Here is a 14,454-nt window from a genome sequence, read left to right on the forward strand (position 1 = left end):
ACATTGTTGTCGCCCCCGCCCGGGGGTCGGGCGACCATTGAATCAAGAGTCGTGCCCGACCGTTGGTCGGGCGACAACTGAACCAAGAGCTCCTCGTGCCCAAGACTTTCCATCGAACCGACCGTGTCTCCGCCCAGCTGCGCCGTGAACTCGGCACCCTGGTGCACAACGCCGTGCGCGAGCACGGGTTGCCCTCGGTGAGCGTGTCCGACGTGGAAATCACCCGCGACATGGCCCATGCCAAGGTATTCGTCACTGCGCTGATGCCGGAACGTTCGGCTGAAGCCGTGGCCGGCCTGAAGGAGCTGGGCTATCGCCTGCGCATGGACCTGGCCCGTGCGATGAAGCTGCGCCACGTGCCGGAGCTGCATTTCCACTACGACGACTCGGTCGACCGTGGTGAGCACATCGACAACATCCTGCGCGATCTGCCTGATACGTTGGCCGCCGAGAAGCGTCGCGAGAGCGACGAAGAATAACCGCGCGACGCCGGGCATGCCCGGCGTCGTTGCATTCCGGCTGCGCGATGTCTGATGCAGACCGCGCTGCAGCAGTCGAGCATGGCTCGACTCTACAAAATCCTGTCATGACCCGAATTCAGTTCCGCCGCCTGGATGGCATCCTGCTGCTCGACAAGTCGACCGGCATGAGCTCCAACGCCGCCCTGCAGGTGGCCCGTCGCCTGTTCCGTGCCGAAAAGGGTGGCCATACCGGCAGCCTCGATCCGCTGGCCACCGGCCTGTTGCCGCTGTGCTTCGGCGAGGCGACCAAGATTGCCGGTCTGCTGCTCGGCTCGGCCAAGGCCTACGACGCCGAGATCATGCTGGGCCAGACCACCGACACTGACGATTCCGAAGGCCAGGTGCTGCTGCAGCGCCCGGTGCCTTCGATCAGTGCCGAGGCCCTGCAGGCGGCGCTGGCGCCGCTGACCGGCAGCATCCGCCAGCGTGCTCCGATCTATTCGGCACTGAAGCAGGGTGGGGAGCCGCTGTATGTGAAGGCCCGCCGCGGTGACGTCATCGAAGCGCCGGTGCGCGAGGTGCAGGTGCACGCCATCGAGGTGATGGAGCAGCAGCCCGAGCGGTTGCGGCTGCGCGTGACCTGCGGCTCCGGCACCTACATCCGCAGCCTGGCCCGCGACCTGGGCGAGGCGCTGGGCTGCGGTGCCCACATCAGCGCGTTGCGCCGGCTCTGGGTCGAGCCGTTCCATGAACCGGCGATGGTCACCCTGGACCAGCTGCGGGCGATGGTCGAGGCCGGTGACGAGGCCGGGATGGACGCGCTGCTGCTGCCGCTGGCGGCCGGCCTGGCTGAATACCCGCGGGTCGACCTCGATGCCGACCAGGCCCACCGTTTCTGCGTCGGCCAGCGCCAGCGCGACCTGTCCTGGCCGCATGGCCTGGTGGCCGTGTTTGGCCCGGACGATGCTGTCCAGGGCCTGGGCCAGGTCGATGACAGTGGCTTGCTGGCTCCGCAGCGTCGTTTCAACCTCTGACCTGGGCCGGGCGGTTCAGCCCCGGTCCTTGTCCCGGAAGCCCCCGACCGTTACAATTTCGCGGCCGTTTTCCGGCAACCTGCCTCGCGCAGGTTTCATCCTCGTAGTCCACGGCGAGCCTGGCGGTGCGCGAAGCGCGTTCCTGCCGGCCACGCATCACAGAGAAAAAAGAAATGTCGATCGACACCCAGAAGGTCATTGAAGACAACAAGCGCAGCTCGGCTGACACCGGCTCCCCGGAAGTCCAGGTTGCACTGCTGACCGCCCGCATCGAACTGCTGACCGGCCACTTCAAGACCCACAAGAAGGACCACCACAGCCGCCGCGGCCTGCTGCAGATGGTCAACCGCCGTCGCAGCCTGCTCGACTACCTGAAGAAGAAGGACGTCGAGCGTTACAAGGCCCTGATCGAGAAGCTTGGCCTGCGTCGCTAAGCAACGAATCCCCCGCGGCGCAGCGATGCGCCGCGGTTTTGTTTTGTAGCACCGCAATCCCCGATTCAGGCCGGAACGATCCGGCCACCCGCTGGCGGCAAGGGTCGCCGACGGTCCAAATTCGCAGACAGCATCCCCAAGGACACCCTCCGTGGCAAAAATCACCAAAACCTTCCAGTACGGCAAGCACACCGTCACGCTCGAGACCGGCGAAGTCGCCCGTCAGGCCAGCGGTGCCGTCATCGTCAAGATGGACGACACCGTACTGCTGGTCACCGCCGTCGCCGCCAAGAGCGCGCGCGAAGGCCAGGACTTCTTCCCGCTGACCGTCGATTATCAGGAAAAGTTCTACGCCGGCGGCCGTATCCCGGGTGGTTTCTTCAAGCGTGAGGGCCGTGCGACCGAGAAGGAAACCCTGATCTCGCGTCTGATCGACCGTCCGATCCGTCCGCTGTTCCCGGAAGACTACAAGAACGAAGTGCAGATCATCGCCACGGTCATGTCGTTGAACCCGGACGTGGACGGCGACATCCCGGCCCTGATCGGCGCCTCGGCTGCCCTGGCCCTGGCCGGCACCCCGTTCATGGGTCCGATCGGCGCTGCCAAGGTCGGTTACAAGAACGGCGAGTACATCCTGAACCCGACCGTCAGCGAACTGGCCGACTCGCAGCTGGAACTGGTTGTCGCCGGTACCTCCAACGCCGTGCTGATGGTCGAATCCGAAGCCGCGCTGCTGTCCGAAGAAGTGATGCTGGGCGCCGTGACCTTCGGTCACCGCGAAATGCAGAAGGTCATCAACGCGATCAACGAGCTGACCGTCGAAGCCGGCACCAAGCCGTCGACCTGGGAAGCCCCGGCCAAGAACGACGCGCTGATCTCCGCCCTGAAGGAAGCCATCGGCCCGCGCCTGGGCGAAGCCTTCCAGGTGCGTGACAAACTGCAGCGCCGTGACGCCATCTCGGCGATCAAGAAGGACGTGGTCGAAACCCTGGCTGGCCGCGTGGCCGCCGAAGGCTGGAACCCGGCCGAGCTGTCGAAGGAATTCGGCGAGCTGGAATACCGCACCATGCGTGACTCGGTGCTGGACACCAAGGTCCGCATCGACGGCCGTGCGCTGGACACCGTCCGCCCGATCGCCGTGAAGACCGGCGTGCTGCCGCGTACCCACGGTTCCTCGCTGTTCACCCGCGGCGAAACCCAGGCCATCGTGACCATCACCCTGGGCACCGCCCGTGATGGCCAGGTCATCGATGCCGTTGCCGGTGAGTACAAGGAAAACTTCCTGTTCCACTACAACTTCCCTCCGTTCTCGGTGGGTGAGTGCGGCCGCATGATGGGCCCGAAGCGCCGCGAAATCGGCCACGGTCGCCTGGCCAAGCGCGGCGTGCTGGCTGTCATGCCGTCGCTGGAAGCCTTCCCGTACACCATCCGCGTCGTCTCGGAAATCACCGAGTCGAACGGTTCCTCGTCGATGGCCTCGGTCTGCGGTTCGTCGCTGGCCCTGATGGACGCCGGCGTGCCGGTGAAGGCGCCGGTTGCCGGTATCGCCATGGGTCTGGTCAAGGAAGGCGAGCGCTTCGTCGTCCTGTCCGACATCCTGGGTGACGAAGATCACCTGGGCGACATGGACTTCAAGGTGGCCGGTACCGCTGAGGGCATCTCCGCCCTGCAGATGGACATCAAGATCGAAGGCATCACCGAAGAGATCATGAAGCAGGCCCTGCAGCAGGCCAAGGCTGGCCGTCTGCACATCCTGGGCGAAATGGCCCACGGCCTGACCGCTCCGCGTGAAGAGCTGTCGGACTACGCGCCGCGCCTGCTGACCATCAAGATCCACCCGGACAAGATCCGCGAAGTGATCGGCAAGGGTGGCTCGACCATCCAGGCCATCACCAAGGAAACCGGCACCCAGATCGACATCCAGGACGACGGCACCATCGTCATCGCTTCGGTCAATGCCATCGCTGCCCAGGCCGCCAAGGCCCGCATCGAGCAGATCACCTCGGACGTCGAGCCGGGCCGCATCTACGAAGGCAAGGTCGCCAAGATCATGGACTTCGGTGCGTTCGTCACGATCCTGCCGGGCAAGGACGGTCTGGTCCACGTGTCGCAGATCTCCAGCGATCGCGTCGAGAAGGTCGGCGACGTGCTGAAGGAAGGAGATGTGGTCAAGGTCAAGGTGCTGGAAGTCGACAAGCAAGGCCGTATCCGCCTGTCGATGAAGGCCGTGGAAGAAGGCGAAGCCGCCAGCGCCGAATAATCGGCGGTGGGTGTCAACCTTGGTTGACACGCTCCTGGAATCGCTGAAATGAAAAAGCGGGCTTCGGCCCGCTTTTTCTTTGCCTGGAATCCTGTGGATGAGGACCGTTGGTCCTTGCACTTACGCGTCTTCTTCGTCCTCCCCCAGCCACCAGACCTGGCCTGGCTCCGGGTCGCTCATCGGGTGCTCGCGCTGTTCGATGGCCTCCAGCACCCGGCCGGGGGCTGCAGCGACCCACACCGCCATGAGCTTTTCCACCGCAGCCCGGCCCTGTGCGGCCACGCCGAGGTCACGTTCGCGTCTCCATTGGTCTTCATCTGGCGCCTCATCACCATGCTGGTGCGGCGTGCCGTAGCTGCAGCGGCGGCACAGCCGGCGCACGGTAGCCGTCCAGTCCTCGACCATGCCGATGCCGGGCAGGGTGATTGCCTCCAGCGCAGCGATGTCATCGGCCGAATCGCACTGCACGAACACGGTGAAGGTCGCCATGTCCGATGCCTGCAGGCGCTGCATTGCATTGAACACCGGCACCTCGTGTTCGCTGTACGTACGGCGGCCGGTCGAGGCGCCGTCGTGCAGCACGATGTCGCCGAAGCGAAAGCCGCTTTCGGGCAGCGGTACGTTGTGGATGCGTGCACGCACCGGATCAATGCGGCTCATGTACACCACTTCGGCATCCGACCACGGTGCCAGGCGCACGCAGGCCACGCCGAAGTGGCCCTCGATCGGGCCCTCGCCTTCGGGCAGGGTGATGCCACAGCGGGTCCACTGGCGTCGTGCTTCGGCCCAGTCCGCCATGCCGGTGGCGGCGATGCCGGCATTCCAGGCAGTGGCGACATCGAATTCCCCACGCAGCTGCTCCGATTGCAGGTTGTCCTGCAGTGAGGCAGCCCAGTCGCGCAGATACTTGTGCGCCAATCCGCGCATGTAATGCAGGTACGGCACCTCCGGAGCGAGTGCGATCAGCTCGCCGAACAGCGCCACCGCCTGCTGCAGGTCGCCTTCGTGGAAGGCGTCGTAGGCGCGTGCCTCCAGGGCCTGGCATTCGTCGAGGGTTTCGTCGTCCAGCAGGTCGCCGTCGTCGAGGTTGTCGTGGTCGGTGCTCATGTCCATGCGCGGTTGAAGGTCCGCGGCTACCTTAGCCGATGCGCGAGCCCGCGAACGCAGCGTCGGCGTGTGTCCTGCTGCAGTGCATGAGGGTCGTTGCATGACTGGCGCGTTGTCGTCATCCGGCGGGATGCACTTGTCCACTGGACGACATGCCACGACAACCGTCCCACAGCCCCATCCGTTTGCTAACGTGGCTGCGCCTTCGAACCGGGAGATCCCATGTTCCGCCAGACCGTGGCTGCCCTTGCCGTGCTGATTGCCGGTGCTTTGCCCATAGCCGTGCATGCGGCACCCGCGCAGCCGCCGATCTTCGGTGCCTACTACCCCGGTGGGTCGGCCGAGCGCTACCCGGTGTCGAGCATTCCGGCCGAGCGCCTCACCCACCTGTTCTACGCGTTCTCCACCATCGAGGACGGGCGCTGCACGATCGGTGCGGAAGCGCCGAAGAACTTCGCGGCGCTGGCCGAGCTGAAGAAGGCGCACCCGCATCTGCGCACGTTGATCTCGATCGGTGGCTGGGGCGCAGGTGGATTCTCCGATGCAGCGCTGACCGAGGGCAGCCGCAAGCGCCTGGTCGACTCATGCATGGCGCTGTTCTTCGATCGTCATGCTGGCAGTTTCGATGGCGTGGACATCGACTGGGAGTTCCCAGTCAGTGGCGGACCGAAGGAGCTGGCACATCGCCCGCAGGACCGCGCCAATCTGACCCGGCTCGCGCAGGCGTTCCGCGTGGCCCTTGATGCGCATGGCCGCAAGGCGGGGCAGCCGATGCTGTTGACCGCCGCACTGGCCGCCGGTCGCCTGCAGACCGATGGCCCCTACGATCCAGCCGCAAGCTATGACCTGCCGGCGCTGGCCAAGGTGTTCGATTTCATCAACCTGATGAGCTACGACATGGGCACCGGCTTCTCGGCGGTGTCGACGTTCAATGCGCCCCTGCATGAAGTGCCGACCGATCCGCTGGCGCCGGAACTGCGGCGCTGGAACAACGTTGTCGGCGCGGTGCAGTACTACCGCGAGCGCGGGGTGCCAGCCCACAAGCTGGTGCTGGGTGTGCCGTTCTACGGGCGCGGCTTCAAGGTCACCGGCGATGCGCCGGATGGGCTGTACCAGTCCTACAGTGCACCGGCCGATGCCGGCGACTGGCGCGTGATCAAGGCGCGCTATCTCGACCAGCCGGGCTGGACGAAGCACTGGCAACCACAGGCGCAGAGCCCGTGGCTGTACAACGCCGAGCAGAAGGTTTTCATCAGCTATGAAGACCCGCGCTCGATCGGCCTGCGTGCGCAGTTCGCCCGCGAGCAGGGCCTGGCCGGCGTCTTCATGTGGGAGCTGACCGGCGACGACGAACAGGCCAGCCTGCTCAACGCCATGCTGGGCCCCTGGCAGAAGGCACGCATCGGCGATTGAGCTGCATCAGGCGATGTCCGGCGCAACGCCGCAACGCCATCGGCCCGACCCCGCACAGCATGTCCATGCCCGCAGCGCTACGCTGCGGGCATGATCCATCTCGAACGCTTGGACCATCTGGTCCTCACCGTCGCCGACATCGACCGCAGCTGTGATTTCTACCAGCGCGTGCTCGGCATGCAGGTCGTGCACTTCGGCGCGGGCCGTACCGCACTGCAGTTCGGCCAGCAGAAGATCAACCTGCATCCGGCCAGCGCCCCGCTGCAACCGCATGCGCTGCGGCCCATGCCGGGCAGCGCCGATCTGTGCCTGGTCACGCGCACGGCGACGACCGATGTGCTGGCCCACCTGCAGGCGCAGTCCGTTGCAGTGGAGGAGGGGCCGGTGGCACGTACTGACGCGCTGGGGCTGATCGAATCGGTGTACTTCCGCGACCCGGATGGCAACCTGATCGAAGTGAGTCGTTACCCCGGCGAGGCATGATCCTGCTTGGGTAGCGTCGAGCTTGCTCGACGGAGCTTGGCGCGAAATCAACAGCTGTCGAGCATGCTCGACGCTACAGGGGGCGTTGCGCGTAACGGTCGGTAGCGCCGGGCCATGCCCGGCGACGGCTCAGTTGGCCCAGACGCTGTTGGGGTCGCCGTTGCGGGCGCGGCGTTGGCTGGCCACAGCCAGGCGGGCGAAGCCGAAGGCCATGGCCAGCGCGATGGCATCGACCCAGAACAGCGGCCAGTGGCCACGCGCAGCAGCACGCCACAGCCAGTCACCATTGAGCGCGCCATGCAGGATCGGCACCAGCGCGGTGCTGATCGCCGCCGCCCACAGCAGTTCGCGTGCCGCCTGCGCCGGGCGTCGCAGCGCGGCCCACAGCGCACAGGCCGCCCAGCTGCCGAAGCAGGCCCAGCGGATGCCGTGGTCGACCGCGGACGGTGCCAGCCGCTCCAGCACCAGTGCGGTGACGAACGCCACCGAAATCGCAACGCACAGCCCGATGCAGACGCCGACCGTGGCCCGTGCCATGTTCACCCCGGCACGCGGTTGCTGCGGCTGGCGACGCTTGCGCCGCGATTCGATCCACAACAGGTTGCCGGAGTAGAACAGGAAGGCACCGCCAAGGCCGAGCAGGAAGTACAGCCAGACCACCACACCGTTGCCGAACTCGCCGAAGTGCAGGGCATAGGCCGCGCTGAGCGTGGCGTGGTTGGCGTCGCGCTGGCCGGGCAGCTGCGAGGCCAGGACGTTGCCGGTGGCCACGTCCAGTGCCACCGCGCCGAGCGGGCCGAGCGTTCCGGTGGATTCGCCGGTGATCTCGATGGTGGCGTTGGCATCGCCGGCGTTGGCCAGCTTCAGGTAGGCCGGTTCGAAATTGGCCACGCCCTGTGCACGGGCCACTTCAAGCGCGCGCGCATGCAGCACGCGCAGGCTGCCCGGCGGCGCCGGGATGCCGCTGGCGTCGCGCACCGGCGCGGTGTCCATTGCGGTCGGTACCGCCTGCAGGGCCTTGCCGTCGTAGATCAGCGGGTTGAGCAGGGCCATCTGCACGAACACCAGGCAGAGCAGGGCGCCGGTCACCGCGAACATCAGGTGGAAAGGCAGGCTGAGCACGCCGATCACGTTGTGCGCGTCCTGCCACAGCTGCTTCAGGTTGCGGCCCGGGCGCAGCGCGAACAGATCGCCGAACAGCTTCGGCAGGTGGATCACCAGGCCGCTGAGCAGGGCCATGCCATACAGCAGGCTGACGATGCCCATCACGTAGATGCCGGCCACCGGCAGTCCGAGGCTGTAATGCAGCTCGTTGACCAGTTCGGCCAGCCCGGTCTGTGGCGGCGTGGTGCTGCCGGCGATCTGTCCCGGCCAGGCGTAGCGCCAGCTGCCGTCATCGGCCTGCCAGTAGGCCAGTGGCTGCGGGTGTTCGGTGCCGGGGAAGGTCATGCCGACGTGGCGGCGCGCTTCCGGATGCGCGGCAAGCACGTCTTCCAGCAGGTACTGCGCGTCGTCCAGGCCGGCGGGGAGTGCGGTGGCTGCACCGGGCGTCTGCCACAGCGGCAGGTCGTGGTGGAACAGGGTCAGCGCACCCGCGTAGAAGGCCACGAACAGGCCGAAGCCGGCAACCAGGCCGACCCAGGTGTGCAGGGTGGTGAACGTGCGCAGCGTCTGCGAACTGAACTTCATGGGAAAGGTCTCATTGCACCGCGCCGGTCAGGCGCAGCAGCCCGAGCACGGCAAAGCCGGCGGCGGCGCTGCCGGCCAGCACCAGCCAGGCGCGCAGCGCGCTGCGGAAACTGAACGCCCACAGGGCGGCCAGCATCCACAGCGGGATGAAGGCGATGAGGGTCGGCACCAGCGCCCGTTGCCACGGGCCGGGCGGCAGCCACGCCAGCAGGCCGGTGACGGCGGCGGCCAGGAGGAAGCCGGCCACGATGCCGGCGAAGGCGCGCGGCCACATCACGGCGACTCCGTACCGGGGCGGTGCCAGGCCGCCAGCGCCGGCAGCAGCATGGCGGCCAGCATCCAGGTGCACAGCATCGCCACCAGGCCGGCGGCAAAACCAAGCTCGGCCATCCACAGCCACAGCGCGGCGGCAGCGGCGACCAGGCCGATCTGGCGGCCAAGGCGGCCGGCACGGCGCAGGCGCGGCCAGCGGCAGTGTGGCGAGGCGGCATAGAAGGCCAGCGCCGAGAACATCGCCGCCAGCATGCCCAGGCTGCAGAAGCCGAGCGTGGAAAGGCCGACGGTGATCATCGCGGGCGGCCAGCGTGGCAGCGGGCCGGCGAACGCGGGGCACGGGCGGGGCCGGCGGGAGCCGGTCGGAGCGGGTGGCGCATCACGGGGTCCTGGGGGAAAGCGGGCAGGCTGGCACAGGGCGGCCTGCGCCGACATGGTAATCATTGCAATTTCACGCCGCCAGCGAGACCCATTCAGCGGACCGTACGGTAGGCCTTGGGCTTTCCCCTGCGCTGGTTTAAGATCAGCGTAGGACCCTGACTGGAACAAGGTGGCCCGCGCCCAGCGCCGGCCGAGCGTGCGACATGAGCACTACCACCGCCCACTGTTGACCTGCCCCCGAAGGCCCTGTGTTCCAGGCGCCCTCGCGGCGCTTTTTTATTGCCCGGGCGCCGCCCCGGGAACGCTTTCCAGCCCGCCCCGCGGGCCCCGCACGAAGCCACTGCGATGATCAACATTACTCTTCCCGACGGCAGCCGCCGCGAATTCGAAAACCCCGTCAGCGTCATGGAGGTCGCCCAGTCGATCGGCGCCGGCCTGGCCAAGGCCACCATCGCCGGTGCCGTGGATGGCGTGCTGGTCGATGCCAGCGACGTCATCGACCACGATGCCAGCCTGCGCATCATCACCGCCAAGGACGAGGAGGGCGTGGAGATCATCCGCCACTCCTGCGCCCACCTGGTCGGCCACGCCGTCAAGCAGCTGTACCCGGACGTGAAGATGGTGATCGGCCCGGTGATCGCCGAGGGCTTCTACTACGACATCTACTCCGAGCGCCCGTTCACCCCGGACGACATGGCCGCGATCGAGAAGCGCATGGGTGAACTGATCGCCCAGGACTACGACGTCATCAAGAAGGTGACGCCGCGCGCCGAAGTGATCGAGATCTTCAAGGCCCGTGGCGAGGACTACAAGCTGCGCCTGATCGAGGACATGTCCGACGACATCCAGGCGATGGGCATGTATTACCACCAGGAATACGTGGACATGTGCCGCGGCCCGCACGTGCCGAACACGCGCTTCCTGAAGGCCTTCAAGCTGACCCGCATCTCCGGTGCCTACTGGCGCGGTGACGCGCAGAACGAGCAGCTGCAGCGCATCTACGGCACCGCCTGGGCCGACAAGAAGCAGCTCGAGGCGTACATCAAGCGCATCGAAGAAGCCGAGATGCGCGACCACCGCCGCATCGGCAAGCAGCAGGACCTGTTCCACCTGCAGGAAGAAGCGCCGGGCCTGGTGTTCTGGCACCCGAAGGGCTGGGCGCTGTGGCAGGTGGTCGAGCAGTACATGCGCAAGGTGTACCGCAAGACCGGCTACGGCGAAGTGCGCTGCCCGCAGATCCTGGACGTGAGCCTGTGGCAGAAATCCGGCCACTGGGACAACTACCAGGACGCGATGTTCTTCACCGAATCGGAGAAGCGCACCTACGCGCTCAAGCCGATGAACTGCCCGGGCCACGTGCAGGTGTTCAACCAGGGCCTGCACAGCTACCGCGACCTGCCGATCCGCTATGGTGAGTTCGGTGCCTGCCACCGCAACGAGCCGTCCGGCGCGCTGCACGGCATCCTGCGCGTGCGTGGTTTCACCCAGGACGACGGCCACGTGTTCTGCACCGAAAACCAGGTCGAGGCGGAAGTGACCGCGTTCCACCAGCAGGCGCTGGCGGTCTACCAGCACTTCGGCTTCGATGAGATCCAGGTCAAGATCGCGCTGCGTCCGGAATCGCGCCTGGGCGATGACGCCACCTGGGACAAGGCCGAGGGCGCGCTGCGCTCGGCACTGTCCAGCAATGGGGTGGAGTGGCAGGAGCTGCCGGGCGAGGGCGCCTTCTACGGCCCGAAGATCGAGTATCACCTGAAGGACGCGATCGGCCGTACCTGGCAGCTGGGCACGATGCAGGTCGACTTCATGATGCCGGGCCGTCTGGGCGCCGAGTACGTGGACGAGAACAGCCAGAAGAAGCACCCGGTCATGCTGCATCGCGCCATCGTGGGCTCAATGGAGCGCTTCCTGGGCATCCTGATCGAGCACCATGCCGGCCAGTTCCCGGCCTGGCTGGCGCCGACCCAGGTGGTGGTGGCCAACATCACCGACGCTCAGGCCGAGTACGTCTCGGGCGTGACCAAAACCCTTGCGGAGCAAGGCTTCCGCGTCAGCTCGGATTTGCGTAACGAGAAGATCGGCTATAAAATCCGCGAGCATACGTTGCAGCGCGTGCCCTACCTGCTGGTCATTGGTGACCGCGAGAAGGAAAATGGGGCTGTGGCGGTGCGTACGCGTTCTGGCGAAGACCTGGGCAGCATGAGCCTGCAGGCCTTCATCGAGCGGCTCCAGGCCGAGGGCGCGTAAGCAAAGGTCCGGTCCGGGGGCACAGGCACCCGGACCGGTTCGATACCCTTGGGAGAACGTAATATCAGCACCCCTGACAACAAACAGAACCGCAAGAATCAGGAAATCCGTGTGCCGCGCGTCCGCGTGATCGGCAGTGACGGAGAAATGATCGGCGTGTTGTCGCGCGACGAAGCGCTGTCCATGGCCGAAGATGAAGGCCTGGACCTGGTCGAAATCCAGCCGCAGGCCGATCCGCCGGTCTGCAAGATCATGGACTTCGGCAAGTTCAAGTTCGAAGCGCAGAAGAAGGCCAGCGAGGCCAAGAAGAAGACCAAGCAGGTCGAGATCAAGGAAGTGAAGTTCCGTCCGGTCACGGACGAGGGCGACTACCAGATCAAGCTGCGCAAGATGCGCGGGTTCCTCGAGGATGGTGACAAGATCAAGGTCAACATCCGTTTCCGTGGCCGTGAAATGAGCCACCAGGAACTGGGCCGCGAAATGGCCAACCGGATCGAGACCGATCTGGGCGAGGACATCGTCATTGAATCCCGTCCGCGCCTGGAAGGGCGTCAGATGGTCATGATGATCGCGCCGAAGAAGAAGACCTGAGGCCTGACGGGCCGCCTTCCGGGGCGCCTGGCTGAATGGTTCAGGGTAGAGGGACGCCATGGGCGTCCCTTTGCTTTTGCAGGAAGCCGGTGAATTGCCGGCGAAAGGGTTGCAGGGGCTGGTGGCAGGGCGGTTTTGCCTGTATCATGCCCGGCTCGACCCACCCAGGACGGGTCGTACGCCGATCATGGCAGGACGGAAAGAGCGGCCCAGGCCGCCGCCAGATCAGTCAGAAACCAGGGTCATATCCCATCAAGGACATTGCAATGCCCAAGATCAAGACCAACCGGGCAGCGGCCAAGCGTTTCCGCAAGACCGCCTCGGGCAAGTACAAGTGCGGCCACGCCAACCGTAGCCACATCCTCACGAAGAAAGCGACCAAGCGTAAGCGTAATCTGCGTCAGACGGGCCATGTCCGTGCAGAAGACGCAGGCCGTCTGGACCGCATGCTCCCTTACCTCTGAGGAACTGAAAAATGGCACGAGTTAAGCGTGGCGTACAGGCGCGTCGCCGCCACAAGAAGATTCTGGATCTCGCCAAGGGCTATTACAACGCCCGTCGCAAGGTCTTCCGCGTCGCCAAGCAGGCGGTCATCAAGGCACAGCAGTACGCCTACATCGGCCGTAAGCAGAAGAAGCGCAACTTCCGTTCGCTGTGGATCACCCGTATCAATGCGGCTGCCCGCATCAACGGCCTGAGCTACAGCCGCTTCATGAATGGTCTGCTGAAGGCCGGCATCACCCTGGATCGCAAGGTCCTGGCTGACATCGCCGTGCACGACGCAGCCGGCTTTACCGCGCTGGCCGAAAAGGCCAAGGGCGCGCTGGCGGCATAAGTCCTTCCCGATGCCGTAACCGTTCACTCGGAACGGTGTCAGGTCAAGGCAATGCATGGGGAAGGGCGCAAGTCCTTCCCCATTCTTTTTTGGGTCCCGGCGAGGCCATGACGGCAGCGCGGGGACGGCGGTGGCGACAGGGGTCGGCCCTTCGCGCATCGCGATGGCAGATCGACTGGAGTTCCGGCCCCCCATGAGCGACATCCAATCCCTCACCACCCAGGCGCTGGCCGATGTGGCCGCCGCACAGAGCCCCGACGTGCTGGAACAGCTGCGCGTGGCCCTGCTTGGCAAGAGTGGCAGCATCACCTCGCAGCTCAAGCAGCTCGGAGCCCTGCCGGCCGACGAGCGCAAGGCCGCCGGTGAAGCGATCAACCAGGCCCGCGACGCGCTGACCCGCGCGCTGGGCGAGCGCAAGGCGCTGCTGGAAGACGCGGCACTGGATGCGCGCCTGGCCGCCGAAGCCATCGACATCACCCTGCCGGGCCGCAATGGCGACCGCGCCGGCCTGCATCCGATCACCCGCACCCTGGAGCGCATCACCGGCATCTTCGGCCGGCTGGGCTACGAGCTGTCGGAAGGGCCGGAGATCGAGGATGACTGGCACAACTTCGAGGCGCTGAACTTCCCGCCGCACCACCCGGCGCGCGCCATGCACGACACCTTCTACTTCGGTGACGGCCGCCTGCTGCGCACGCATACCTCCGGTGTGCAGGTGCGCTACATGGGCGACCACGCGCCGCCGCTGCGCATGATCGCCGCCGGCAAGGTGTACCGCAGCGACAGCGACCAGACCCATTCGCCGATGTTCCACCAGGTGGAAGGCCTGCTGGTGGACGAGCATTCGACCTTCGCCGACCTGAAGGGCACGCTGGCCGAGTTCGTGCGCGCCTTCTTCGAGCGCGACTTCGAGATGCGCTTCCGCCCCAGCTACTTCCCGTTCGTTGAACCGGGCGCGGAAGTGGACATCGCCTGGCAGCAGCCCGATGGCAGCACCCGCTGGCTGGAAGTGCTCGGCTGCGGCATGGTCCATCCGAACGTGCTGCGCAACGTCGGCATCGATCCGGAGCGCTACACCGGCTTTGCCTTCGGCATGGGCGTGGAGCGCTTCGCGATGCTGCGTTACGGCGTCAACGATCTGCGCGCGTTCTTCGAGAACGACGTGCGCTTCCTGAAGCAGTTCGCGTAAGTCGCAACCGTGTAGCGCCGAGCCATGCTCGGCTGCTTTTCTGGATGGACGCCTCCT

At 66.0% G+C, this 14,454-nt stretch carries 15 protein-coding genes; 11 read left to right on the forward strand and 4 right to left on the reverse strand.

Annotated elements, in window-relative coordinates:
- Nucleotides 1-95: 95 nt before the first annotated feature.
- The 4 genes from rbfA to pnp all read left to right on the forward strand — a co-directional run bounded on the left by rbfA (nt 96) and on the right by pnp (nt 4,189).
- Nucleotides 96-479 (forward strand): 30S ribosome-binding factor RbfA, encoded by a 384-nt coding sequence (gene rbfA / locus ABE423_RS09235; protein ID WP_005410447.1) that lies wholly within the window; start codon nt 96-98, stop codon nt 477-479.
- 107 nt (nt 480-586) lie between these two features.
- Nucleotides 587-1,495: a tRNA pseudouridine(55) synthase TruB gene (gene truB, locus ABE423_RS09240; RefSeq protein WP_125894340.1), complete on the forward strand. Its 909-nt coding sequence runs from the start codon at nt 587-589 to the stop codon at nt 1,493-1,495.
- Between the two features lie 173 nt (nt 1,496-1,668).
- On the forward strand, nt 1,669-1,929 hold the full coding sequence (rpsO, locus tag ABE423_RS09245; protein ID WP_005410445.1) for a 30S ribosomal protein S15: 261 nt from the start codon (nt 1,669-1,671) through the stop codon (nt 1,927-1,929).
- Nucleotides 1,930-2,080: 151 nt separating this feature from the next.
- Nucleotides 2,081-4,189 (forward strand): polyribonucleotide nucleotidyltransferase, encoded by a 2,109-nt coding sequence (gene pnp, locus ABE423_RS09250; protein ID WP_125427128.1) that lies wholly within the window; start codon nt 2,081-2,083, stop codon nt 4,187-4,189.
- Nucleotides 4,190-4,309: 120 nt separating this feature from the next.
- Here pnp and ABE423_RS09255 read toward each other — a convergent pair whose 3' ends face one another.
- Nucleotides 4,310-5,296, reverse strand: coding sequence for a hypothetical protein (locus ABE423_RS09255; RefSeq protein WP_346485821.1), 987 nt, complete (start codon nt 5,294-5,296; stop codon nt 4,310-4,312).
- A gap of 222 nt (nt 5,297-5,518) precedes the next feature.
- On the opposite strand from ABE423_RS09255, the gene ABE423_RS09260 reads away from it, so the two are divergent.
- Nucleotides 5,519-6,709, forward strand: a complete 1,191-nt coding sequence (locus tag ABE423_RS09260; RefSeq protein WP_346485823.1) for a glycoside hydrolase family 18 protein — start codon at nt 5,519-5,521, stop codon at nt 6,707-6,709.
- Nucleotides 6,710-6,799: 90 nt separating this feature from the next.
- Nucleotides 6,800-7,192, forward strand: coding sequence for a VOC family protein (locus tag ABE423_RS09265; protein ID WP_346485825.1), 393 nt, complete (start codon nt 6,800-6,802; stop codon nt 7,190-7,192).
- A 129-nt stretch (nt 7,193-7,321) separates the two neighbouring features.
- Here the strand turns inward: ABE423_RS09265 and ABE423_RS09270 are convergent, their stop codons facing one another.
- From ABE423_RS09270 to ABE423_RS09280, 3 genes are read right to left on the reverse strand one after another with little or no spacing between them, the layout of a single operon-like run.
- On the reverse strand, nt 7,322-8,881 hold the full coding sequence (locus ABE423_RS09270; RefSeq protein ID WP_329893986.1) for a PepSY-associated TM helix domain-containing protein: 1,560 nt from the start codon (nt 8,879-8,881) through the stop codon (nt 7,322-7,324).
- A gap of 10 nt (nt 8,882-8,891) precedes the next feature.
- Nucleotides 8,892-9,155 (reverse strand): hypothetical protein, encoded by a 264-nt coding sequence (locus tag ABE423_RS09275; protein WP_049401219.1) that lies wholly within the window; start codon nt 9,153-9,155, stop codon nt 8,892-8,894.
- Nucleotides 9,155-9,451 (reverse strand): hypothetical protein, encoded by a 297-nt coding sequence (locus ABE423_RS09280; protein WP_005410439.1) that lies wholly within the window; start codon nt 9,449-9,451, stop codon nt 9,155-9,157. The genes ABE423_RS09275 and ABE423_RS09280 overlap by 1 nt, the downstream gene beginning before the upstream one ends.
- Nucleotides 9,452-9,880: 429 nt before the next feature.
- Between ABE423_RS09280 and thrS the strand changes: the two genes are divergently transcribed.
- The 5 genes from thrS (at nt 9,881) to ABE423_RS09305 (ending at nt 14,397) form a co-directional block, all read left to right on the forward strand.
- Entirely contained in the window at nt 9,881-11,782 is a 1,902-nt protein-coding gene (thrS, locus tag ABE423_RS09285) for a threonine--tRNA ligase (RefSeq protein WP_032128659.1), read from the forward strand.
- A gap of 63 nt (nt 11,783-11,845) precedes the next feature.
- Nucleotides 11,846-12,373: a translation initiation factor IF-3 gene (gene infC / locus ABE423_RS09290; protein ID WP_074725076.1), complete on the forward strand. Its 528-nt coding sequence runs from the start codon at nt 11,846-11,848 to the stop codon at nt 12,371-12,373.
- 266 nt (nt 12,374-12,639) lie between these two features.
- Nucleotides 12,640-12,837 carry a 50S ribosomal protein L35 gene (gene rpmI / locus ABE423_RS09295; protein ID WP_005410436.1) on the forward strand — a complete coding sequence of 66 codons (198 nt, stop codon included), beginning with the start codon at nt 12,640-12,642 and terminating at the stop codon, nt 12,835-12,837.
- 11 nt (nt 12,838-12,848) lie between these two features.
- Nucleotides 12,849-13,208, forward strand: a complete 360-nt coding sequence (rplT, locus tag ABE423_RS09300) for a 50S ribosomal protein L20 (RefSeq protein ID WP_006380762.1) — start codon at nt 12,849-12,851, stop codon at nt 13,206-13,208.
- Between the two features lie 193 nt (nt 13,209-13,401).
- Entirely contained in the window at nt 13,402-14,397 is a 996-nt protein-coding gene (locus tag ABE423_RS09305) for a phenylalanine--tRNA ligase subunit alpha (protein WP_005417865.1), read from the forward strand.
- Nucleotides 14,398-14,454 lie beyond the last annotated feature (57 nt).

It is taken from the genome of Stenotrophomonas sp. TWI1409, from assembly GCF_039673015.1.
Classification (GTDB): domain Bacteria; phylum Pseudomonadota; class Gammaproteobacteria; order Xanthomonadales; family Xanthomonadaceae; genus Stenotrophomonas; species Stenotrophomonas maltophilia_A.

Bases quoted from the DNA above. Each gene is read 5' to 3' on its own strand.
- thrS (WP_032128659.1), top strand. From the start codon at position 9,881: ATGATCAACATTACTCTTCCCGACGGCAGCCGCCGCGAATTCGAAAAC.
- ABE423_RS09270 (WP_329893986.1), bottom strand. From the start codon at position 8,881: ATGAAGTTCAGTTCGCAGACGCTGCGCACGTTCACCACCCTGCACACC.
- ABE423_RS09280 (WP_005410439.1), bottom strand. From the start codon at position 9,451: ATGATCACCGTCGGCCTTTCCACGCTCGGCTTCTGCAGCCTGGGCATG.
- rpsO (WP_005410445.1), top strand. From the start codon at position 1,669: ATGTCGATCGACACCCAGAAGGTCATTGAAGACAACAAGCGCAGCTCG.
- ABE423_RS09275 (WP_049401219.1), bottom strand. From the start codon at position 9,155: ATGTGGCCGCGCGCCTTCGCCGGCATCGTGGCCGGCTTCCTCCTGGCC.
- truB (WP_125894340.1), top strand. From the start codon at position 587: ATGACCCGAATTCAGTTCCGCCGCCTGGATGGCATCCTGCTGCTCGAC.
- ABE423_RS09265 (WP_346485825.1), top strand. From the start codon at position 6,800: ATGATCCATCTCGAACGCTTGGACCATCTGGTCCTCACCGTCGCCGAC.
- ABE423_RS09305 (WP_005417865.1), top strand. From the start codon at position 13,402: ATGAGCGACATCCAATCCCTCACCACCCAGGCGCTGGCCGATGTGGCC.
- ABE423_RS09260 (WP_346485823.1), top strand. From the start codon at position 5,519: ATGTTCCGCCAGACCGTGGCTGCCCTTGCCGTGCTGATTGCCGGTGCT.
- rpmI (WP_005410436.1), top strand. From the start codon at position 12,640: ATGCCCAAGATCAAGACCAACCGGGCAGCGGCCAAGCGTTTCCGCAAG.
- ABE423_RS09255 (WP_346485821.1), bottom strand. From the start codon at position 5,296: ATGAGCACCGACCACGACAACCTCGACGACGGCGACCTGCTGGACGAC.
- rplT (WP_006380762.1), top strand. From the start codon at position 12,849: ATGGCACGAGTTAAGCGTGGCGTACAGGCGCGTCGCCGCCACAAGAAG.